At 70.5% G+C, this 20,080-nt stretch carries 18 protein-coding genes; 11 read left to right on the top strand and 7 right to left on the bottom strand.

Translation table 11 applies throughout. From position 1 onward, the window contains the following. Positions 1–184: 184 nt before the first annotated feature. From WMF12_RS31320 to WMF12_RS31305, 4 genes are all read left to right on the top strand, one after another. The gene (locus WMF12_RS31320) at positions 185–1,630 is read left to right on the top strand and encodes an AgmX/PglI C-terminal domain-containing protein (RefSeq protein WP_437851262.1); all 1,446 of its coding nucleotides are present in this window, start codon (positions 185–187) and stop codon (positions 1,628–1,630) included. Between the two features lie 212 nt (positions 1,631–1,842). Next, positions 1,843–2,418, top strand: a complete 576-nt coding sequence (locus tag WMF12_RS31315; RefSeq protein WP_437740323.1) for a hypothetical protein — start codon at positions 1,843–1,845, stop codon at positions 2,416–2,418. Between the two features lie 38 nt (positions 2,419–2,456). Further along, positions 2,457–3,842 carry a hypothetical protein gene (locus WMF12_RS31310; RefSeq protein ID WP_437740322.1) on the top strand — a complete coding sequence of 462 codons (1,386 nt, stop codon included), beginning with the start codon at positions 2,457–2,459 and terminating at the stop codon, positions 3,840–3,842. Beyond that, positions 3,842–4,435 carry a polysaccharide biosynthesis/export family protein gene (locus WMF12_RS31305; protein ID WP_437851260.1) on the top strand — a complete coding sequence of 198 codons (594 nt, stop codon included), beginning with the start codon at positions 3,842–3,844 and terminating at the stop codon, positions 4,433–4,435. Before WMF12_RS31310 ends, WMF12_RS31305 begins: the two co-directional genes overlap by 1 nt. Positions 4,436–4,484: 49 nt before the next feature. On the opposite strand, the gene WMF12_RS31300 is transcribed toward WMF12_RS31305, so the two are convergent. Both WMF12_RS31300 and WMF12_RS31295 read right to left on the bottom strand, forming a co-directional pair. Beyond that, positions 4,485–5,387, bottom strand: a complete 903-nt coding sequence (locus tag WMF12_RS31300) for a PPC domain-containing DNA-binding protein (RefSeq protein WP_437851258.1) — start codon at positions 5,385–5,387, stop codon at positions 4,485–4,487. Then, positions 5,384–7,405: an OmpA family protein gene (locus WMF12_RS31295; protein ID WP_437851256.1), complete on the bottom strand. Its 2,022-nt coding sequence runs from the start codon at positions 7,403–7,405 to the stop codon at positions 5,384–5,386. Before WMF12_RS31295 ends, WMF12_RS31300 begins: the two co-directional genes overlap by 4 nt. Before the next feature lie 186 nt (positions 7,406–7,591). Here WMF12_RS31295 and WMF12_RS31290 point away from each other — a divergent pair, with 186 nt between their 5' ends. The 3 genes from WMF12_RS31290 to WMF12_RS31280 all read left to right on the top strand — a co-directional run bounded on the left by WMF12_RS31290 (position 7,592) and on the right by WMF12_RS31280 (position 10,137). Next, positions 7,592–8,251 carry a Maf family protein gene (locus tag WMF12_RS31290; protein WP_437851255.1) on the top strand — a complete coding sequence of 220 codons (660 nt, stop codon included), beginning with the start codon at positions 7,592–7,594 and terminating at the stop codon, positions 8,249–8,251. Further along, positions 8,248–9,789 (top strand): hypothetical protein, encoded by a 1,542-nt coding sequence (locus WMF12_RS31285; RefSeq protein WP_437851253.1) that lies wholly within the window; start codon positions 8,248–8,250, stop codon positions 9,787–9,789. Before WMF12_RS31290 ends, WMF12_RS31285 begins: the two co-directional genes overlap by 4 nt. Positions 9,790–9,873: 84 nt before the next feature. After that, complete coding sequence (locus tag WMF12_RS31280) at positions 9,874–10,137, top strand: hypothetical protein (RefSeq protein ID WP_012238561.1); 264 nt, start codon at positions 9,874–9,876, stop codon at positions 10,135–10,137. Here WMF12_RS31280 and WMF12_RS31275 read toward each other — a convergent pair. Beyond that, positions 10,118–11,188, bottom strand: coding sequence for an RluA family pseudouridine synthase (locus tag WMF12_RS31275; RefSeq protein ID WP_437851251.1), 1,071 nt, complete (start codon positions 11,186–11,188; stop codon positions 10,118–10,120). The genes WMF12_RS31280 and WMF12_RS31275 overlap by 20 nt on opposite strands. Positions 11,189–11,241: 53 nt before the next feature. Then, positions 11,242–11,802: an SMI1/KNR4 family protein gene (locus WMF12_RS31270; RefSeq protein WP_157907006.1), complete on the bottom strand. Its 561-nt coding sequence runs from the start codon at positions 11,800–11,802 to the stop codon at positions 11,242–11,244. An 804-nt stretch (positions 11,803–12,606) separates the two neighbouring features. Here WMF12_RS31270 and WMF12_RS31265 point away from each other — a divergent pair. Both WMF12_RS31265 and sixA read left to right on the top strand, forming a co-directional pair. After that, positions 12,607–14,487 carry a MopE-related protein gene (locus tag WMF12_RS31265; protein WP_437851249.1) on the top strand — a complete coding sequence of 627 codons (1,881 nt, stop codon included), beginning with the start codon at positions 12,607–12,609 and terminating at the stop codon, positions 14,485–14,487. A gap of 80 nt (positions 14,488–14,567) precedes the next feature. Continuing rightward, positions 14,568–15,095: a phosphohistidine phosphatase SixA gene (gene sixA / locus WMF12_RS31260; RefSeq protein WP_437293838.1), complete on the top strand. Its 528-nt coding sequence runs from the start codon at positions 14,568–14,570 to the stop codon at positions 15,093–15,095. A gap of 24 nt (positions 15,096–15,119) precedes the next feature. Here sixA and WMF12_RS31255 read toward each other — a convergent pair whose 3' ends face one another. Beyond that, a complete protein-coding gene (locus tag WMF12_RS31255) occupies positions 15,120–16,154 on the bottom strand; it encodes an AAA family ATPase (protein WP_437851247.1) in 1,035 nt (344 codons plus the stop codon). Positions 16,155–16,284: 130 nt separating this feature from the next. On the opposite strand from WMF12_RS31255, the gene WMF12_RS31250 reads away from it, so the two are divergent. After that, complete coding sequence (locus WMF12_RS31250; protein ID WP_437851245.1) at positions 16,285–17,829, top strand: flavohemoglobin expression-modulating QEGLA motif protein; 1,545 nt, start codon at positions 16,285–16,287, stop codon at positions 17,827–17,829. A gap of 60 nt (positions 17,830–17,889) precedes the next feature. On the opposite strand, the gene WMF12_RS31245 is transcribed toward WMF12_RS31250, so the two are convergent. Both WMF12_RS31245 and WMF12_RS31240 read right to left on the bottom strand, forming a co-directional pair. Continuing rightward, on the bottom strand, positions 17,890–18,738 hold the full coding sequence (locus WMF12_RS31245; protein WP_437851243.1) for an RNA polymerase sigma factor: 849 nt from the start codon (positions 18,736–18,738) through the stop codon (positions 17,890–17,892). Positions 18,739–18,936: 198 nt separating this feature from the next. Next, positions 18,937–19,728 (bottom strand): enoyl-CoA hydratase/isomerase family protein, encoded by a 792-nt coding sequence (locus WMF12_RS31240; protein ID WP_437709110.1) that lies wholly within the window; start codon positions 19,726–19,728, stop codon positions 18,937–18,939. Between the two features lie 84 nt (positions 19,729–19,812). On the opposite strand from WMF12_RS31240, the gene WMF12_RS31235 reads away from it, so the two are divergent. Then, positions 19,813–20,079: a phosphopantetheine-binding protein gene (locus tag WMF12_RS31235; RefSeq protein WP_044969499.1), complete on the top strand. Its 267-nt coding sequence runs from the start codon at positions 19,813–19,815 to the stop codon at positions 20,077–20,079. Position 20,080: the final 1 nt, after the last annotated feature.

The raw sequence follows: 20,080 nt of genomic DNA, 5'->3' as shown, positions 1-20,080 counted from the left end.
CGCGCTCTCCTGGACCGCCCCGAGCTGTCCGTGTACCCTCGCAAATTATGGTGCCCTCCGCTGCGCGGCGCGTCGCTCGCGGATCCGGGCCCGGGGCCTGCCGGGCCCCGGAGCGCGGCTCCGTAAGCCGCGCGCGATCGCGATCGGCGCACGCTTCGTCCCCCCTCTCCCGGAGTCCTTTGGAATGACCCAGCAGCACCCGCACCCCACCCCGTCGCGCCCCGGGCAGCCCGGGCAGATGACCGCGGTCATGCGGGCGGTCGCACCGGTGACCGGCCCGAAGGTGCTCAGGATCGGCCTGGTTCAGGGGGGAAAGGTGATCGAGGAGCGCGTCATCAAGCAGCGCACCCACGTCACCATCGGCCCCAGCGAAAAGAGCATGTTCGTCATCCCGAGCAAGAACATCCCGCCGAATTTTCGGGTGTTCGAGCTCGTGGGGGGCGAGTACTTCCTCAATTTCCTGGACGGGATGACCGGTCGGGTCGCCTTCAAGGGCGGCGTCTCCGAGCTCTCCGCGCTCAAGTCGTCGGCCAAGCGCGTGGCGGTCGGCAATGTCCAGGCCTACCAGGTCCAGCTCAGCGAGGAGGCGCGCGGCAAGCTCGTCGTGGGGGAGACGACGTTCCTCTTCCAGTTCGTCGCGCCGCCGCCGGTACAGCCCAAGCCGCAGCTACCCGTCTCGGTGCGGTCGGGGATCGCGAACGACATCGACTGGACGACCACGATCATCGCCGCGTTCTCGTTCCTGTTCCACTTCGGCGCCGTGGGGTCGATCTACTCCGACTGGATGGACCCGGTGGTCGACGATGAGATCGACGTCGCGCAGCTGCTCGAGTCCGTGAAGCAGCTGCCCCCGCCGCCGGTGGAGCAGCCGAAGGAGGACGTCGAGGCGCCGGCCGCCACGGCGGCGCCTGCTGCCGAAGCGCCCAAGGCCGCTGGCGGTGGGAACAAGGGGGCAGCGGCTGCCAGCCCGGGGAAGGGCTCTGGCGGGATGAGCGACGCCCGCGCGTCGGCGCTCACCAACGAGCTCGCGCAGCTCGACATGCAGATGCTGGGCGCGCTCAACTCGAGCGGGAACGCGACCGCCAGCGTCCTGAGCTCGGGCGACGTGCCCACCGGCTTGCTCGAAAACGCGGCCGCCTCGGGGGCCGGCGTCGGCAAGGGCGGTGTGGCGGGATTGAACATGGGCGGCGCCGGGGGTGGCACCGTGCGACCAGGCGCGGCCGGCGGTGGTGGCCTCGCCACGATTGGCAACACCGGGACCAGCGGCCCTGCGACGGCCGGCTCGGCACAGACGGTCAAGGGGCCGGTGGGCAACGCCCAGGTGGGCGGCGCCGCGGTCTCCGGCGGGAGCGTCTCGAACGCGCCCTCCGTCGTGGCCGGGATGACCGCCGGCTTCCGCCGTTGCTACAACAAAGGTCTTCAAGAGGACCCGAGCATGAAGGGGTCGGTCCGGATCACCGCGAAGATCGGCCCCAACGGCGAGGTGCTCTCGGCGACCCCATCCGGCGGCTCCGGCCTGTCCGGCACGGTGGTCTCGTGCGTCGTCGCGCGCGTCCAGAGCGCGCAGTTCGCGCCGCCTGAGGGCGGCGGCGCGACGGTTGTGATTCCTGTCACTTTCGTGAGCCAATAGCCTCCGATGCTTTCCGGGCCCGTGGACAAGACGCAATCCTCTCTCCTCGCTTGCACGTGAATGGCGTGCTGACGTCGCGCATCGAACGGGGAGAGCGCCGTACGGGGGCTCCCGACGGACGCGCACTGCTGGCTGCTCGGCATGTTCATTGCGTTTTGACAATTACGTCTGCCCGCACCTATACTGCGCGGGTCTGACTTCCGGAGGCTTCGATGAAGCGTGAACAGATCCCTGGCTTCGCCGCAGTGGCGCTGATCTCGGTCGTGGTCGGCCACGGGATCGCCGCTGCGCAGGCGCAGACGGCGCCTCCGCCGGACGCCTCCGCCGGCCTCGCGCGGCAGGTGACGCTCTCGCCCGCAGAGCAGCTCGCGCAGAGCGAGACCTACCTCGCCCGGATGGACGGCGCCCGCATGTCGGTTCGTCGCCAGCTGGAGACGGCCCGGTCGCAGCGCGACGTCGTGAAGACGCTCTGTCTTGACGACAAGCTGAATCAGATCGATGTCGCCATCCGCTCCGCCCGCGAGCGGCGGCAGGGCCTGGAGCTCGCCGTGAATCGGCGTGACGTCGATCTCTCCAACCATGAGTTCACGATCCTGACGGTGCTGCGGCAGCGGACCGAGCAGCTGACGGCCGAGGCCAACCAGTGCATCGGACAGGAAGCGGGCTTTATCGGCGACAGCGCCGTGACGGCGACGATCGATCCGAACCTCCCCAAGGACGATCCTTCCGAGTATCCCGTCAGCCAGATCATCATCGAGCCGCCTGCGTGCAGTAGCTGTTTTCGGTAGGCGACCGCCTCTCTCGGATTGCCACTGCCCAATAGGCGATGAAACTTCGTGAAACCATAGCCGCTGCCGCAGTCACACTCACTCTGTCCCCGGCGTTGGCCCTGGCGCAGGATCAGCCGTGGCTCAAGGATCGGCGCTACACCGAGGGCATCGGGATACGCACCGGTGATCTCGAGCTGCATCCCGGAGTCGCTGCGGAGTTCGGCTATGACTCCAACTTCTTCCGCCGAGACGAAAACGATTATGCAGGCCTCGATGATCTCGGGCCTGTTGGCTCGTTACGGCTCCGGATCACGCCGTCGTTTTCGCTCTCGACGCTGAGCCAGCAGCGCTACGAGGTGACGCCGGACGCGCCGCCGCCAGACGTCGAGTTTCGCGCTGGCATCGCCGCGACCTATGACGAGTTCTTCCCTGTATCCGGCAGCGAGGTCGGGCAGGATCGGCTGAGTGAGCAGCGGAACATCGGCGGCCTGCTCGACGCCAAGCTGACGATCCTGCCCCGGCGCCCCTGGTCCGGGATCCTCGATGCGTCGCTTGGCCGGACCATCGCCTCTTCGGATCTCGGGATTTCCAACCAGAGCTTTCGACGCGTCCACGCCGACGCGGGGGCGGAGCTCGTGTGGACGCCGGGCGGGGGGCTGCTCGACTGGCGGCTAGGTTATCGCTTCCTCGGCACGTTCTTCGAGGTCGACGAGTTCGACAGCTTGACGAACTTGCACCACACGATCCGGACGCGGGGACGCTGGCGCTTCTTGCCCCGCACCGCGCTCATCTACGACGCGTCGCTCGGGTTCGTGAGCTACCCGAACCCGGCTGCTCAGCTCTCCTCTCATCCCCTGCGCGCGCAGCTCGGTATCAATGGCCTCGTGACGTCGTCGTTCGGCCTCCTCGCGATGGCCGGCTGGGGCGCGAGCTTCTACACGTCAGACAGCCAGGCCGAGGTGCACGACTTCGACAGCGTCATCGGCCAGCTCGAGCTGAAGTGGTACCTGACGCCGAACCCGTCGGCCGATCCCGAGGCGGCCACGCTCGCGCTGTCGTCGCTGTCGGCCGGCTTCACGCGCGATTTCCACGACAGCTATCTCTCGACCTACTACGAGCGCGATCGCGGTTACCTCAAGCTCTCCTACTTTTTTGGCGGACGCTTTCTGCTGATCGCCGACGGCGGCGTGGCGGCCCATGTGTATCCCGCGATTCCGGGGAACGGGGCAAACTCCACATCTGCGGCTCCCTGGACAGACGTCCGCATCGACGCGTCTCTGTTCGGCGAGTACCGGATAGGGGACTCGCTGGGCATCAACTCGACGCTGCGTTACGGCAACAACATCAGCAGCACATCGCTGACGCCTGCCGGCGGGACGACGCCGAACTACCTCGGATGGCAGCAGTTCGAAGCCTACCTGGGCGTGCGCTGGTTCATGTGATGCGGCGTGCTGGTCGGTGGACCGCCGCCGTGCTCGCGCTGGCGCTCGCTGCGTGCTCATCGCGAACGCCCCAGCCAGCGAACCTGCCTGCGCCGGTGGAGGCGACGACCATCGGGGTCGGCGACGTGTTCGAGCTCCGCATCGTCGGAGAAGACAAGCTGCCCTCGACGTTCACCGTCGCGCCGGATGGCACCGTCGACGTCCCCTACGTGAAGCGGCTCAAGGTGTCGGGCCTCGAGCCTCAGGAAGTCGCGGAGCTCGTGCGCGCGAAGCTCATGGAAGGGCAGGTCCTCACCGATCCCAGCGTGAGCGTGAGCATCAAGGAGTACAACTCGAAGCGGGTCGAGGTGCTCGGCGAGGTGCAGAAGCCTGGGTCCCTGCCGCTCCAGCCCGGCATGACGCTGCTCCGCGCCATCTCGATGGCGGGAGGGTTCAACAGCATCGCGGACAAGGATCGGGTCACGATCCGCAGGAAGTCTCAGGGCAAGACGGTGTTCACCACCGTCTCGGTCGAGGACATCATCGACAACAAGATCCCCGATGTGCCGCTTCAGGCAGGGGACTCGATCCACATCGCCCAGCGCGTCTTCTGAGCGCGCAGGCGCCGTCCGCCACCTCTCGACCGAGGTGGCGCGGTCGCTCTCAGTTCTTCCGCGCGAGGCGGAACTGCTTCCTGCCTGTCGCCGCGTCGACGGTGGGAGGCTCGATGCGGAGCATCGTCAGCGAGACCTCGCGCACGCGGCCGTCGCGCTCCTGGCGGAGGCGGATCCGCTCGCCATCCGAGCTGATCACGGTGCACTCGCCGAAGTGAAAGTGGGTCACGCTGTCGCCCACTTCCGGATAGAGCTCGTCCTCCTGGCGAGGACGGGTCGGGCGCTGCGGTAGCGGCGCGGCGGCGAGCTCCGCGGAGCCCGTTGAGGCCGCGCGCGACGGCTCGATGGCGGGCGCTGGAGGCGCCGCGCGCGGCGGCTCGATGGCGGGCGCCGGGGGCGTCGCGCGCGGCGGCTCGATGGCGGGCGCCGGGGGCGTCGCGCGCGGCAGCTCCGCGGCGTGCGCCGGAGGCGCCAGGCGGGGCGGTTCGCCCGCGAGCGCGGGGATGGCGGACGACTGGGTCGCGAGCTGCATCGCGCCCGTTCGATCGTCGAACACCCGCGCCAGGGGCAGATCGTCGAACGCCGTGACGCGGAGCTCGAGCCCGTAGACACGCGCCCACACGAGCTCGCCGGCGGCGAGCTGGAGGCCGACGCCCGACTCGCGGGCGAGCGTGGCCGACAGCCGAAGCGAGGTCTCTCCCTGCTGGAGCGCGATGTTCCCCGAGAGCGCCACCACGTCGCACGGGCCGTCGAGGACGCGCGTCTTCGCGTAGGTGCGGGAAGCTTGATCGAACAGCGCCACTTCGGCCTTCTCCAGCGAACCTACCCCCTCGATCCAGCCGGCGCGCGCCTCGGCCTCATCAAGCGCGCGCACCAGCGCTGCAGGGAGCTCCTCGCCCCGGTCGAGGCGGATGATCAAATGGCGGGCACGGCGTGCCTCGAGGACATTCATCGCTGTTTCTTCTCTCCGGTCGTCGAGGGGGCTGCGCCCGGAGCACCCGGGGCTCCTTCAGAGCGCCGAGCGCGGGTCGCCGTCACCTCGATCTGGGGCGCGCCAGGCGCGCGCTTGGCTGATGGGTCGCCAGCGGCGGCCGTGATCCGGTCCGCCGGCAAGCCCGCGGTTGCAAGGAGCTCTTTGACGGCGCTCGCGCGCGCGCCCGCGAGCTCGAGGGCGCGCGTGGACTGATCGCCCTGACGATCGGCGTAGGCCTCCACGATGACGATGTCGAGGGGCATGCGCCCGCGCATGAGCTGGGCGATCATGCCGAGCTGCGCCGCGAGGGCCGGCGGCACGCGGGCGCTCGCCGCCGGGAAGCGGGCCAGGCCGTCGAGGACGACCTGATCGCCGGACCACCGCGGCAAGGACCTGCCGGCCGGCTCAGGGCAGCCATCGGCGTCGTTCGTGCCGTCGATCGTCTCGGCGGTGATGGGGCATGCGTCGGCCGCGTCGGCCACGCCGTCCTCGTCGTTGTCGCGCTCGGGGCAGCCGTCGTCGTCCTGGAAGCCGTCGCGATCCTCGGCGTTGCCCGGGCACTGATCGCTGGCGTCAGGGACCTGGTCGATGTCGTTGTCGGGATCGGGGCATCCGTCGTCGTCCTTGAAGCCGTCCACGTCTTCCGCGCCCATGGGGCACGTGTCGCGCGCATCCAGGATCCCGTCGCCATCGTTGTCGGGATCGGGGCATCCGTCGCTGTCCTGGAAGCCGTCGCGGTCCTCGGCGTCGTTCCGGCAGGCGTCGGCGTCGTCCGGGACGCCGTCGCTGTCGTCGTCCGCATCCGGGCAGCCGTCGCCGTCCTGGAAGCCGTCGATCGTCTCGGGCTCGTCCCGGCACCTGTCGCGACCGTCGGGGATCCGATCGCCGTCGTTGTCGGGATCGGGGCATCCGTCGCCGTCCCGGAAGCCGTCGCGATCCTCCGCGACGGGCGGGCACTCGTCGTCGCGATCGAGGACGCCGTCGGCGTCTGCATCGCGCCCCGTCGGCGCATAGCGGAGCCCCAGGTTGAACCGGACGCGCGGCGCGGTGAGCGCGCCGCCGGAGGCGAACGGGATGGCGCCGCCGCCGCCCGCGGACAGCGAGACGTCGCCTGCGAGCAGCGGGGCGCTCGTGGCCGAGAGGATCCACTCCGCCGGCACCAGCGCCGGGGCTCCGGCGGGCTGCTCGGCGAGCGTGTAGAGGGCGAACGCCTCCGCGGACGCCGTGAGCCAGCGGTCCGGGAGCACGTCGACCGAGGCGCCGAGGGCGCCGAGGAGCTGTGGGCCGACCTCGGTATCGATCAGCGTGCTCGAGCCACGGAGCCGGGCCCCTACCTCGGTCGCGAGCAGGAGCTTGCCGAGCCGGTACGCTGCGGCGACGCTCGGCGCGAGCGTCACGGTCCCGGCGCTGGCGAACACCGACCCGTCGCCGGTCGGCACGCCCAGATCGAGGCGCGCTGCCAGCGAGAAGCCATCGAGCGGACCACGCTGGGCCGGCGGCAAGATCGCGAACGCGGCGCCCAGGCGAGCGTCGCGCATCACGCTGCGCTGGAGCTCCGTGTCGGTGCCGAGGACGTCGGAGAAGCCTGCCCCGTCCTGGTACAGGGTGACGGGAGCGGCGACCGTGACCTCCAGGCGATCGGTGAGCCCGAACGACGCCAGGAAGGTCGCGTCGACCATGTTGTCCAGCGCATGGATGACCGTCCCCTCGGGGTCGGGCGAGGCGGTGCGCAGGCCCACTGGCCGCGACAGGTAGCTCGCCACGAGGCCGAACGAGGCCTTCGCGCTCGGAGCCGTCCCTGTGCTCCCCACGGCGAAGAAAGGGCCGCCGCCTGCGTGCGGCCAGAGGTTGTCGGCATCGATACAGCCCGACAGCCCGCTGGCCGGCGCGCACTCGTCCGCGCGCACCGGCGCCGGAAGGAGGGTCGCCATGAAGACCCCGGACGCCACCAGCAGCGGGAGGCTCGATCGTGCAGGCTCCCTCCGGTTGGCGCGCATCGCGCCCGACCCTCTACTACTGCCGGGGGGAGAGTCAAAAGAGCAATCGACGCGTCGCGATCCGCTGGCGTCCGAGGCTCGGGTTTGCGTCGGATTGCGTCGGATTGCGTCGTGCTCCGCGGTCGCGCTGGCGCCGTGCTAGGACCACGCCCGGCCGGGGCCGGCGCCGCCGGCGTCCGCACGACCATGATCGACGACTCACACCCGCTCCTGCTCGGCTCCGGCTCGCCGCGCCGGCGAGAGATCCTGACCACGCTCGGCCTGCCTCTCCGCGTCGCGGCAGCCGAGGTCGACGAGGCGGGGCGCTCCGGCGAGGACGCCGCTGCCTACCTGGAGCGCGTCACCCTGGCGAAGCTCGCGGCCGCGCGGCGCCTGCGCCAGGCGGCCGGGGCGGGCGCGATCCTCGTCGCCGACACGTCGGTCATCCTCGGCGATTCCATCCTCGGCAAGCCGCGGGACGAGGTCGACGCGCGCGCCATGCTCCGCGCCCTCTCGGGCCGCGAGCACCAGGTCTGGACGAGGTTCGCGATCGCCGGCGGCGATCGGGCCAACGTCGCGACGGCATCCGCCCCGGGCCTCGCCGAGGCGCTCCACGCCGAGACGGTCGTGACGCGGGTGCGCTTCCGCGAGCTCGACGACGGCGAGGTGGCGTCGTACGCGGCGACCGGCGAGGGGCTCGACAAGGCCGGCGCCTACGCGATTCAGGGCATCGGCGCGTTCGCCGTCGCGCGCATCGACGGCTCCTATTCGAACGTCGTCGGTCTGCCCGCGTGCGAGGTCGTCGCTGCGCTGCGGGCCACCGGCTTGCTCGCGCGCTTCCCGCTGTCGCTCGCGCGCTCATCATGAGCGACGGCGCCTCGGTCGTCGCGCGTCGGCGCGACGCGGGCGCGATCTTCGCGCTCGCCCTCGCCGCGCGGCTCGCCACGGTCGTCTGGGCGGCCGGGCGCTTCCCGCCTACCGCCGACGGGACGTACTACCAGCGCATCGCCGAGCGGATCGCGGCGGGGCTCGGCTACACGTGGCTATGGCCGGACGGCGTCGTCACGTACGCCGCGCACTACCCGGTGGGCTACCCGGGCGCGGTCGGCGCGCTGTACGCGCTGCTCGGCGCGCACCCCGCGGTCGCGATGCTGCTGAACGCCGTGCTCGGCGCGCTCGCGGCGCTCGCCGTCCATCGCCTGGCGGCCCGCGCCGCGCCGCGCTCGCGCGCCGTGCCGGCGCTCTCCGGTGGGCTCGTCGCCCTCCACCCCGGGCTCGTGGCGTATACCCCGGCGCTCATGACCGAGGGCGTCACCGGTTCGCTCGTCGCCTGCGCGGCGTGGGCGTCCGCGAGGGCGCGCGAGCGCCGCCCCGCGCTGGCCCCGTTCGCCGTCATCGGGCTGCTCATCGGCGCCGCCACCCTCGTCCGCCCGCAGGCGCTCCTGCTCGCGCCCCTGTTCGCCGGCCTCGCCCTCTCGGGCTCTCCGCCTGCAGGCGGTCCCCGGCTCCTCCCCCCGTTTGCCGCGCGCGCGGCGCCCGTCCTGCTGGCCGTCATCGCGGCGCTCCTCGTGTGCGCGCCCTGGACCGCGCGCAACTGCCTGCGGATGAACCAGTGCGCCCTGGTGAGCGTGAACGGCGGATGGAATCTCCTCATCGGAGCGGATCCGGCGTCCACCGGCGCCTGGGCGCCGGTCCAGGTCCCCGAGGCGTGCCGCGAGGTCTTCGACGAAGCCGGCAAGGACGCCTGCTTCGGCCGTGAGGCGCGCCGGTACATCGCGGAGCACCCGGGCGAATGGCTCGGGCTCGTGCCCAGGAAGCTCGCGGCGACGTTCGACTACTGCGGCGCGGCCGGGTGGTACCTCCACGCCTCGAACCCGTCGGCGTTCAGCGAGGCCGACAAGGTCGCGCTCGGCGCCGTCGAGACCGTCTTCGAGCGCGTCGTCCTCCTCGCCGCGCTCGTGTGGGCGGCGCGCAGGCCCGCGCAGGCGCCCGGCGCAGCTCGCCGTCCCTCGCTCGCGCAGCGCGCGCTCGACATCGCTCGGCTCGCGCTGTTCGCGCTGGGGGTCGTCGCCGCGCTGCACGTCCATGCATGGGTTGGCTACCTCGCGCTCCTCGGCCTCGCGCTGCTCAAGGGCCGCGCGCTCCTCCGGGCGCCGGTGCTCGTAGGCGCCGCGCTCGCCGTCCTCGCTGCGACCGCGGCGACGCACGCCGTGTTCTTCGGTGCCGGGCGGTACGCGCTGGTCGCGTTCCCGCTCCTCTCGGGGCTCGCCGCCCTCGCCGCGGCGCGCCAGGAAGCGGATCGGCCTGCCGCCGGCGCGCCCCGCGCGACCACCCACATGCGCGCCGCGCCCCTCGCGCCGCCGCGCGGGTGGGGGGGCGGGTCGTCGGACGACGAGCTACTTTGACAGCGCCGCCTGGGCTGCTGCATCCTAGGCCCCCGTCGGCTCGGGAGCGCGTGCCCCCGGCTGGCGAACCTGGAGGAGAGACGGATGCCCTTGATTGAAACGGAAGAGGCGGCGCGCCGCCTCGCGCGCGCCATCGCGAGCGATCTCTCGCTCTACAACGAGGAGAAGATCGTGCAGGGCATCCAGCAGGATGACCTCTTCACGGTCTTGTCCGAAGAGATCGAGGAAGGGCGCGCCCTCTACAAGAGCCGCGTCTCGCCGGACCTCTACCAGAAGAACTTCTACGACCGCGCCCTCGTCGACATCCTCATCAAGTCCAAGGGCCACATCAAATCGAAGATCTGGTAGCGAGCGCCCGCAGCTGGTCGAGCGCCTTGCGCATGTCCGCTGGCAGCGCGCTCTCCCAGCGGACGGGCTTTTGCGTGGCGGGGTGGATGAACCCGAGCACGCGCGCGTGGAGGGCTTGCCGGCCCAGCTCCTCCGCGATCGCCCGCACGGCCGGCTTCTTCGGCGGCTTGCCGTAGAGGGGGTCTCCGAGGACGGGGGTCCTGCCGCGTTCGGCGAGGTGCACCCGGATCTGGTGGGTGCGGCCCGTCTCCAGCGAGCACGCGACGACGGTCGCCGCGTCGCCGAGCCTCTCGAGCACGCGGACGTGCGTCACGGCGCGGCGCGGCGTGGCAACGCGTGAACCGGGCGCGCCGGCTCCGGAGCCGGGTGCGCCGGCGCCGCCGCGGATCCACGACGTGAACCGGAGCCTGTCGGTCGGGTGCCGGCCGTGGAGCGTGTCGTAGGTGGCGTCTCGCGCCTCGCCGGCGACGATCGCGGCGTACTCGCGCTCGATCGCGTGCCTGGCGAACCGATCTTTCAGCGCCTCGCGGGTGGGCTCGTCCTTCGCCACGACGAGCAGGCCGCTCGTCCCTCGGTCGAGCCTGTGCACGATCCCCGGGCGGACATGGCCCATGGGATCGCGCGGATCGGCAGGCGCCAGGGCGAACCCGGGCAGGGCGAGCAGCCCGTTGACCAGCGTGCCGGACGCGTGGCCGCGGGCCGGATGCACGACGAGCCCGGCAGGTTTGTCGATGACGAGCAGGTGCTCATCCTCGTACACCACCGGGATGGCCACGTCGGGCTCGGCCGCGGTGGGCGAGGGCGACGGCTCTTCGGGGCGGACCTCGACCAGCGCGCTTGCGCGCACCGCCACCGACGCGCGCGCGGGCTCCCCGTCGACGAGGACCCGACCGGCGGCGATCCACCGCTGCACCGCCGCGCGAGAGGCCGCATGGCCGGCGCGGTCGAGCAGGTGGACGACGAGCTTGTCGAGCCGGTCACGAGGGTCGCCGTCGTCCACCCGGAACCGGAAGTGGAGCGCTCCTGCACCGGCAGCCATCGCGTTCGTCACGGACGTCGTTCACGGCCGAGCGGCGCCAGGGTGAGGGCGTCGCGGCCGCGCGATCAATACTCCGTGTCGCCCTCGTCGTCCTCTTCGGCGGTCCCGAGCTCGGGGTTGAGCGCCACGTGCGACTCGAGGTCCTCGAGCCGCTGCGCTTCGCGCAGCTTGATGAGGCCGCACTGCTCGGCAAGGTACAGGTCGAACGCGGTGTAGCGCGGGAAGACCCGGACGTTCGTGTCCTCGTTGTCGAGGCCGAGGATGACGAGCTCGCCGTCCCGCCTGGCCTCCCCGAGGTAGAGCGCGTTCCATGGCTGACCGGGGAGGTTGGGCAGCCTCACGACCTTGGCCCGGAGTCGCGATTCGGTCCAGCCGAGGTCGGTCTTCGCCTCGGCCAGCTTGCGGACCGAGGTGAGCTTCGGTCGAGGCGCCGACGGGTCCTGGCCGAAGCGATGCCGCCCCTTGAACCGCGGGCCCAGACTATCGAGCGTGAAATCGAACTCGAGGAACGCCCGCAGCGTGGGCGGCAGCTCGACCATCAGCCTCGACTCGAGCGCATCGAGAGCGGCCTGGCTCGCTCCCACGGCGGTATGGCTGGAAGGGCGCTTCTTCAGTTGCGCGATCACGCGATGCACAAGCTCAACGCCACGTTCGATCGGTGCCATGTATCCACGGGCCGCGGTTGCGCGGTGTTCTTCAGGACCCAAAGGGCCTCACTGGGGCCGCGTCTCTGGGCCCCGGCTGTTGCAGGCTCGTCGCGCGCTCGGTCGGCTCTCTACATCGGCCGACCGGGTGCGCATCCCTCTATGGTGCCTACCGGTCCGGTCCGCTCGGTGTCAACCTGCGATCGCACTGCGGTTGATCATTCCTCCTCCCTCTGAAGTGATCGCCTGGTTTCCCGTTCCCGTCACCCTCGTCTCGAGGAGCGCGGTCCGCCTCTCCCGCGTGCGCTGAAGGCGCGCCGCGCTCGCCAGATCAGGACGGCGGTTGCGATGAGCACCACCGCGGCGCCGATCCCCAGGATGACCCATTGTGGCGCAGGGTAACGCCCGCGCTGGAGGCCAGGAGGCGGCCGCTCGTACTCGATCTGGAGCTCCGCTCCCACCGGCCCTCGTTACACGCGGATGCTCCGACCCGCAACTGATCCCATGGCGCGAGCTGGCCGGCTCGGCGTGCAGGCCGGCTCGTGAGCAGCCCTGGCAGCTGCTCGGGCTGGCCGTGCAGAGCGAGGAAGCGCGCTCCAGATCAACGCCTCACCGACCGGCCAGAGCCAGCGGATCAAAACTTGCTTTCCTGGAAACTCGGGGTTGTAAAGTGGACCGAAGCGCGGGCACCGTGCGGCCGGTGCGAGAGGGTGAGAGATGAAGCCGGGCTCTTCAGCGTGGGTCGAGGGGGCGCTTCCGCGGCCTTCCCGGATTCGACGGTGCCTCATGGCGCTCGGCGCATGGGCGGTGCTCGGCGTCCTGGCGGGAGCGTGCGGCCGGACGAGCCTCCCCGACCTCTCGAACGCCAGCGCTGGAGGGGGCGGCTTTGGTGGCGCGACGAGCGGCAGCATGTCGACCTCATCGAACGGAGGCGAGGGCGTCGGAGGCTTCGACGCGTGTGGCGGCCCCACGGACTGTGACGATGGCGACGACTGCACGAGCGACGACTGCGCAGACGGGCGCTGCGACCATCGTCCCCGCGACGACGATCGGGACGGCGTCGGCCCGACGTTCTGCGGCGGGAGCGACTGCAACGACCTCAACCCGTCCGTCTTCCCGGGCGCGCCGGAGATCTGCACGGACGCCGCGGACAACGACTGCAACGGCGTCAGCGACTGCTTCGATCCCGCCTGCGCAGCGGGGGAGATCTGCGGCTGTACCCCGAGCCCTGCCGGCGAGCGCTGTCAGAACGGCGCCGACGACGACTGCGACACGATCGTCGACTGCTTCGACGCCGACTGCTCGGGAACGCCGGTCTGCGGCTGCTCCACCTCGGAGGCCGGGAAGTGCGGCAACGGCGCCGATGACGACTGCGATCTCGCCTTCGACTGCGACGACGCCGACTGCGGCTCCGAGCCGCTCTGCGCCTGCAGCTCCCAGCGCGAGCGCTGCGACAACCGCGAGGATGACGACTGCGATCTCCTGGTCGACTGCGGCGATCCGGACTGCCGCGGCATCTTCCCTTGCGCGTGCGAGCCGCCCGGCTCGCCGGAGCGGTGCGAGGACGGCGCTGACAACGACTGCGACGGGCGCGTCGACTGCGCGGATCCGCAGTGCACCTCCGCGCCGGCCTGCGAGCGCTGCGTGCCGGAGATCTGCGACGACGGCGCCGACAACAACTGCGATGAGCGCGTCGACTGCGCGGACAGCGCCTGCGCCTTCGCGCCGAACTGCGAGCCGACGCCGGAGCGCTGCAACAACGACGTCGACGACGACGGCGACGCCCTGGTCGACTGCCAGGACCCGGACTGCGCGAGCAGCTCCGTGTGCGTGCTCGAGCAGGCCAACTGCCTGTCGCCGAAGCGCATCCCCGGGACTGGCACGTACACGGGGGACACCACCGGGCACGTGAGCGAGACCCGGGGTGAGTGCGGCGGCGACGCCGGCGAGGCGGTCTTCTTCTTCGTGCTCACCGCGCCGTCGCGCGTGCGCGTCGACTCGCGCGGGTCGGCCTTCGACACGGCGCTCTACGTCCGCACGGGCGTCTGCAATTCCGGCCGGGAGATCGGCTGCGACGACGACAGCGGCGGGTCGCGGGCCTCGCTGCTCGATTTCGGCATCCTGTACCCCGGCACCTATTTCGTCTTCCTCGACGGCTTCACGATCGATCCCGCGAGCGGACCGAACGAGGGCCCCTTCGTGCTCAACGTCGAGATCGTCCCGAACCCGCGCGAGATCTGTGACGACGACCTCGACAACGACGGCGATCACTACGTCGACTGCGCTGATCCCGGCTGCGCCACCTTCGGCTCATGCCGGAGCTGCGCGAAGGGCGCCGCGCCTGGCCCCGAGTTCGGGACCGCCGCGTGCACCGACGGGATCGACAACGACTGCGACGGCGCGCTGGACTGCGCGGACGAGGACTGCAGCGCGAGCGACGTCTACGTGACCGAGTGCTGCAACGGCCTTGATGAAAACGGGAACGGGTTCCCTGACGATTTCAACTGCCGATGCGCCTCCGATGCCGATTGCGACGAGGGGCAGAGCTGCTACACGCACACTTCATTCACGTGCGGTTTCCCGTGCGAGAACTTCCGCGGGAGCATCTGTCCCTTCGTGGCGCCGGGCTCGCACTGCAACGATGCGACCCATCAGTGCGAGTTCTGATGGGCGTCGAGGTGACGCCGCCGCCTCTTTCGCGCGCGCGGCGCTCCCCGGCTGGCGCTCGTCCGGGCTAAGGTCAGGTCATGGAGATCCTGATCATCCGCCATGGCCATGCCGTGGATGACGCGCCGGACCTCGGCGACGCAGGTCGCTGGTTGACGGGCAAGGGGCGCAAGCTGACCCGGCGCGTCGCCAAATGGCTCGCGAAGCAGAAGGACCGCTGTCCTGGGGTGATCTGGACGAGCCCCCTCGTGCGCGCGGTGCAGACCGCGGAGATCATCGCCGAGGCCGCCGGGCTGACCGACGAGGTGTCGGTGGTCGCCGAGCTCTCTCCGTCGCGCGACACGGCCGAGATCCTTCGCCGGCTCTCGCAGCACCAGGGGGCTCAGCCGCTGGCGCTGGTGGGGCACGAGCCTTCGTTGTCGGCGCTGGTGACGTCGCTGCTCGGCGATGGCGGCTGGGCCGGCCTGAGCCTGAAGAAGAGCGGCGTCGTCGCGGTGAGCTGGGACGGGCGCGGGCCGGGGACGCTGCGCTTCGCGTTGGATCTGAAGGCCATGAAGGCGGTCACGCCGGTGAAGGAAGCGCAGCAACAGGCGCCTCGCGCCCGGTGATGGGCGTCCGCGCCGCGGCGCCGTTCAGCGCACCGATCTCTCCACGGCGCTCAGCACGTCGACGTCGCGGACGCCGTCCGCCTCGGCGCGGTACGACAGCACGATCCGATGCCGCAGCGCCGGGATCAGCAGCGCCCTCACGTCGTCCACGTCTGCGGCTGCTTCGCCGCGGAGCGCAGCGCGCGCCTTGGCCGCGATCACCAGCGCCTGGCTCCCGCGCGGCCCCGCGCCGTAGCGCACGTAGTCCCGGACCTCCTGCGCAGCGCGCTCCGCCCCCGGCCGCGTCGCCCTGGCGAGGCGCACCGCGAGGTCCACGGCCTCGTCGGTCACCGGGATCCTCGGGACGAGGCGCCCGATCGCCAGCACCTCTCTCGCCTTGAGCACCGCCGCGATCGCCGGCGGCTTCCCCGAGGTCGTCCGTCGCGCCACCTCGCGCTCCTCGGCCTCGCTCGGGTAGGTGACGTGAATCTCCAGCAAGAAGCGGTCGAGCTGCGCCTCCGGCAGCGGGTAGGTCCCTTCCTGCTCGATCGGGTTTCGCGTCGCGAACACCTGGAACGGGTCGGGGAGGGCGTGCGTGGTGGTCCCGACGGTCACCTTGCGCTCCTGCATCGCCTCGAGCAGGGCGGCCTGCGTCTTCGGCGGCGTCCTGTTCACCTCGTCCGCGAGGACGAGGTTGTGGAAGATGGGGCCGGGCTGGAAGCGCAGGCTCCGCGACCCGTGCTGCTCGTGCAGCACGTCGGTCCCCGTGATGTCGGCGGGCAGCAGGTCAGGCGTGAACTGGACGCGCCCAAAGCTGAGATCGAGCGCCCTCGCGAGCGACGACACGAGCAGCGTCTTGGCGAGCCCCGGGACGCCGACGAGCAGCGCATGCCCGCGCGCGGCGAGCGTGATCAGCATGGCCTCGACGACATCGTCCTGCCCTACCACCGCCGCCGCGATCGCCGAGCGGAGCCGCCTGGCCCCCTCCGCTGTGCGCTCGAGGAGCGCGGCGTCCGAGAGGGCGGTCGATTCCTCCTCGGCGGTCGTCTCGGCGTCATTCTTGTGCTCGGGATCGCTCATACGGGCAGGGCTCGTACCCCGAGGCCGCGATGCCGACAAGGATCCGGCGAAGCCGGCGCTCCCCGCGGCGCTGGTCCTGGCCCGTGGAGGTTTGCTCGGACAGGTGAGCCAGTGTTAGCAATCGATAGTAATGGCGCAGAGCTCTGAGGCCCGGGAGAGGAGAGGGGCGCACGCGGCGGACGTGGAGGCGCAGCGCGAGCTCAAGGTGAGCGAGCCAGCGGACGAGCCGAGCAGCGGCAGCGCTGGCGCGGCGGAGGACGGCGCGGGAGCGGCCGAGACCGGCGGCCAGGGCGGCCCTGGGGAAGGCGGCGCGGAGAGCGGTGAAGCGCCGTCGGCGCCGCTCGAGTCCCTGAGCTTGAACGACGGACCGATCCCGCACGCGCCGCTCCCGCCGGTCGCGGGGCCGTGGCGTTCCTACAAGGAGATCCTCGCGACGCTGGCTCAGCGCGTGCTCGATGCGCAGCGGCCGATCCGCATCCTCCAGGCGCTCCGCTGGGAGGCGGACGTCGAAGAGCAATTTGTCCGCTCGAAGCAGCGCGAGCTGCCGCAGGTCGCCTACTCGGACGATCTGGGGTTCGACCCGGAGGCCAAGCAGCGCGAGCTCGAGGAGATCCTGCGCGACGCCGAGCGGGAGCTCGGCAAGCGCGATCGGCTCGGCCAGATCCTCCGCGCGACGGCGGACGAGTACCGGAAGGTCGTGCGCATGCTCATCGGACGGGGAACGAAGGCGTTCTACGCGCTGTCCCGCGAGCTCTACGGATCCCCGAAGGACAAGCTGCCAGACGGAAAGACGAGCGTGCGGGACATGGGGTTCGTGCTCTACGACCTCCTGACGGCGATCGGCGGTGAGCGCCTCGGCCCGTCGCAGCAGCGGGAGATCACGGCGGAGATGGCGGCGCTCGATCTGAACGCCCGCTTCGACCGCTTCTTCGGCGGCGCGTCGATCCGCGTGCAGGTGGACGACTCGCTCCTCGCGGACGCCGCCGCCGGCAGCGACTACGTGAAGATCCGGAGCGGCGCGATGTTCGCCAAGAGCGATGTCGACATCCTCGAGGCGCACGAGGGGTGGGTGCACGTGGCGACCAGCTTGAACGGGCAAGCTCAGCCGGTGGCGCGCTGGCTCGCGAAGGGGCCTCCGCGCACCACGGCGGTTCAGGAAGGGCTCGCCGTTCTGGTGGAGATCCTCACCTTCAGGAGCACTCCGCGTCGCGCGAAGAAGCTGAACGACCGCATCCTCGCGGTGGACAAGGCGGAGGACGGGGCGTCGTTCCTCGACGTGTTCGAGTGGTACCGCACCGAAGGTTACGAAGAAGACGAGTGCTTCCAGAATGCCAGGCGCGTCTTCCGCGGCGGCGTGCTCGCGGGCGGGGCGCCGTTCACGAAGGACGCCTGCTACTGCAAGGGGATCGTGCTCAACTACGCCTTCATGCGCGCGGCCATTCAGCACGATCGGGCGATGCTGATTCCCTTCTTGTTCGTGGGGAAGGTCGCGCACGAGGACGTCCCTGTCCTCCATGCGCACGTGACCGACGGGATCATCCGCCCGCCCCCGTATCTCCCGCCGATCTTCGACGACATGAACGGGCTGGCGATCTGGATATGCTATTCTTCCTTCTTCTCCCGCCTGGGAGGGACGGCGCTCGCCGAGCACTACGGCAGGATGCTGGAGCGCTGAGCGCGGCCGACCCCGTGGCCTCGGTTGCGCCGGCCTCCCTTCGGTGCGTGCGGCGGTCGCCTACGGAGCTGGCGCGGCGCAAGCCTTGGGGTTCGGGCCCGCCGCGTGCGCCTCGGCGATCGCGCGCGTGACCGCGAGCCAGATCCTGCGCCGGGTAGCGTCCGGCACCTCGGGGATGAGCCTGGCGGTGCTCATGAGCGACTCTTCGTCCGCCCCGCGGGAGCGCTCGGCGACCTGGAGGCTCAACGGATCGTGGAGTGCGCGCCGGTCCTCGGCGTTCATGCGCTTCACCGCCACGCGGAAGTCTTCGCGGGCCAGCCGGAGGCGGTTGCGCACCGTGTTCTCCTTCACGTCCAGGTCGCGCGCGATGTCGGCGGTCGTCACATCGAGCAGATCGTGCATGATCAAGACCACGCGTCGCTCGGTGTCGATCCCGCCGAGCAGCCTGCCGACGAGCTGGCCGCTTTGCTCGCGTGCGAGCAGCTGTTCCGAGGTCAAGCCGGGGTCGGCGAGCTCGAACGGCCAGCTCGCCCCGGCGCCGACCGCGATCTCTCGGCGGCGGTGGGCGCGCTCGCGATAGTGGCCGACCTGTCGCCAGGCGATGCCGAACAGCCAGCGCCTGAGGGGCTCGCCGAGCGGGCTCGCCGTTTGTGGCGCCCCGCGTTCCAGGCTTGGGGCGTGGCCGCAGGGGGGATGTCTGGTGCGCGCCTCGTCTGAGCAGCGCCTCGGATCGAAGCGATCCAGCGCGTGATACGCAGCGATCATGACGTCTTGCAGGACGTCGTCGACGTCGCGCTCTGCCACCCCGAGCCAGCGGAGCGCTTGTCGGAGGAATGACAGCCCGACAGTGTACACGGTCTCGAAGCTGGGCCGCTCCAGAAGGGGCCCATGCTCAACAAGCTGTTGCATGCCTGAACTTACGTGCAGCAGCCCCCTCTGATTTGAAAATCGTCCAACCCTCCGACGTTACCATCAAAAAGTAATTTTTATTACATTCGAGGCGGCATCAACCTGGTCCGGCTGCCGACGGAGAAGAACGGCGAGGCAGCGCATTGCTCGACGTGCGGCGTGCGCTCAGTTTGCGCTCAGTTTGCGCTCAGTTTGCGCTCATTTGCCTTGGAACACCGGCTTCCGCTTCTCCATGTACGCGGCGAGCCCCTCGCGGGCGTCCTCCGACGTGAACAGCTCGGCCTGGAGCTCTCGCTCGAGGGCGAGCCCCTGTTCGAGCCCTACCTCGAAGCCCGTCTGAACGGCGCGCTTGATGCGCCCGACCGCCAGCGCCGCGCGGTCCGGCAGCGTGAACGTGTGGCTGTACGCGAGGATCCGGTCCATGAACTCGTCATGGGAGGCCGTCTCCCAGACGTCATTGATCAGGCCAACCGCGAGCGCTGTCTCGAAATCGAACGTCTGCCCCTCGCACATCAGCTGGATCGCCCGCGATTTGCCGATGAGCCTGGCCAGGCGCTGGGTGCCTCCGGTGCCTGGCAGGACGCCCAGCGTGACCTCGGGGAGGCCGACCTTGCCGGCGCCTTTGCGGGCGATGCGGAGGTCACAGGCCATCGCGATCTCGAGACCACCGCCTACCGTGTGGCCATTCAGCGCGGCGATGCAGAGCTTCGGCGTGTGCTCGAGGCGGCTCAACGTCTCGTTCGCGTGGAGACAGAAGTAGTATTTGAACGTCGGGTCCGACTCGCGGAGCATGTTGATGTTCGCTCCTGCGCAGAAGAACTTTTCGCCGTGCCCGGTGATGACGATGACATGGACATCGTTGTCGAAGCGGGCCTCGAGGATGGCCGCGTCGAGGTCCTTCATCATCTCGTGGGTGTAGCCGTTGACGGGCGGATCATTGAGCGTAAGCAGCGCGACGCCTGCAGAGGTGGCGTAGTCGACGAGGGCCATGGGCGCTCTTTACCAAACCGTCAGAAAAAGCGCTGCCCCCTGGTGGAAAGGCGCGGAATTGTGCTACCCCGCAGGGACGTGCTCATGAACGCGCAGGACGTGCGGCAGAAGTTAAAAGAACTCATGGTCGAGGAGCTGAACCTCGAGGGGAAGACGCCGGCCGACATCGACGACGCCGCGCCGCTGTTCGGCGCGGGACTGGGCCTCGATTCGCTGGACGCGCTCCAGCTCGCCATGAGCGTGGAGGAGCGCTTCGGCGTCCGCATCCCGGAGGGCGACGAAGCGAGGCCGATCTTCGCATCGGTGGACGCGCTCGTGGCCCACATCGTCAAGTCGACCGCGGCGGCGTGAA

Origin of the sequence: Sorangium sp. So ce363 (assembly GCF_051520435.1) — a bacterium.
GTDB classification, from domain to species: domain Bacteria; phylum Myxococcota_A; class Polyangia; order Polyangiales; family Polyangiaceae; genus Sorangium; species Sorangium cellulosum_B.
This window is presented reverse-complemented; position numbering and strand designations above follow the sequence as displayed.

What these genes read in the sequence shown, in the direction of transcription:
- WMF12_RS31305 (WP_437851260.1), top strand. Translation starts at nt 3,842, where the DNA reads ATGCGGCGTGCTGGTCGGTGGACCGCCGCCGTGCTCGCGCTGGCGCTC.
- WMF12_RS31250 (WP_437851245.1), top strand. Translation starts at nt 16,285, where the DNA reads ATGGCGCAGAGCTCTGAGGCCCGGGAGAGGAGAGGGGCGCACGCGGCG.
- WMF12_RS31300 (WP_437851258.1), bottom strand. Translation starts at nt 5,387, where the DNA reads ATGAATGTCCTCGAGGCACGCCGTGCCCGCCATTTGATCATCCGCCTC.
- WMF12_RS31290 (WP_437851255.1), top strand. Translation starts at nt 7,592, where the DNA reads ATGATCGACGACTCACACCCGCTCCTGCTCGGCTCCGGCTCGCCGCGC.
- WMF12_RS31240 (WP_437709110.1), bottom strand. Translation starts at nt 19,728, where the DNA reads ATGGCCCTCGTCGACTACGCCACCTCTGCAGGCGTCGCGCTGCTTACG.
- WMF12_RS31295 (WP_437851256.1), bottom strand. Translation starts at nt 7,405, where the DNA reads ATGCGCGCCAACCGGAGGGAGCCTGCACGATCGAGCCTCCCGCTGCTG.
- WMF12_RS31255 (WP_437851247.1), bottom strand. Translation starts at nt 16,154, where the DNA reads ATGAGCGATCCCGAGCACAAGAATGACGCCGAGACGACCGCCGAGGAG.
- WMF12_RS31320 (WP_437851262.1), top strand. Translation starts at nt 185, where the DNA reads ATGACCCAGCAGCACCCGCACCCCACCCCGTCGCGCCCCGGGCAGCCC.
- WMF12_RS31285 (WP_437851253.1), top strand. Translation starts at nt 8,248, where the DNA reads ATGAGCGACGGCGCCTCGGTCGTCGCGCGTCGGCGCGACGCGGGCGCG.
- WMF12_RS31280 (WP_012238561.1), top strand. Translation starts at nt 9,874, where the DNA reads ATGCCCTTGATTGAAACGGAAGAGGCGGCGCGCCGCCTCGCGCGCGCC.
- WMF12_RS31265 (WP_437851249.1), top strand. Translation starts at nt 12,607, where the DNA reads ATGGCGCTCGGCGCATGGGCGGTGCTCGGCGTCCTGGCGGGAGCGTGC.
- WMF12_RS31235 (WP_044969499.1), top strand. Translation starts at nt 19,813, where the DNA reads ATGAACGCGCAGGACGTGCGGCAGAAGTTAAAAGAACTCATGGTCGAG.
- WMF12_RS31245 (WP_437851243.1), bottom strand. Translation starts at nt 18,738, where the DNA reads ATGCAACAGCTTGTTGAGCATGGGCCCCTTCTGGAGCGGCCCAGCTTC.
- WMF12_RS31310 (WP_437740322.1), top strand. Translation starts at nt 2,457, where the DNA reads ATGAAACTTCGTGAAACCATAGCCGCTGCCGCAGTCACACTCACTCTG.
- WMF12_RS31315 (WP_437740323.1), top strand. Translation starts at nt 1,843, where the DNA reads ATGAAGCGTGAACAGATCCCTGGCTTCGCCGCAGTGGCGCTGATCTCG.
- sixA (WP_437293838.1), top strand. Translation starts at nt 14,568, where the DNA reads ATGGAGATCCTGATCATCCGCCATGGCCATGCCGTGGATGACGCGCCG.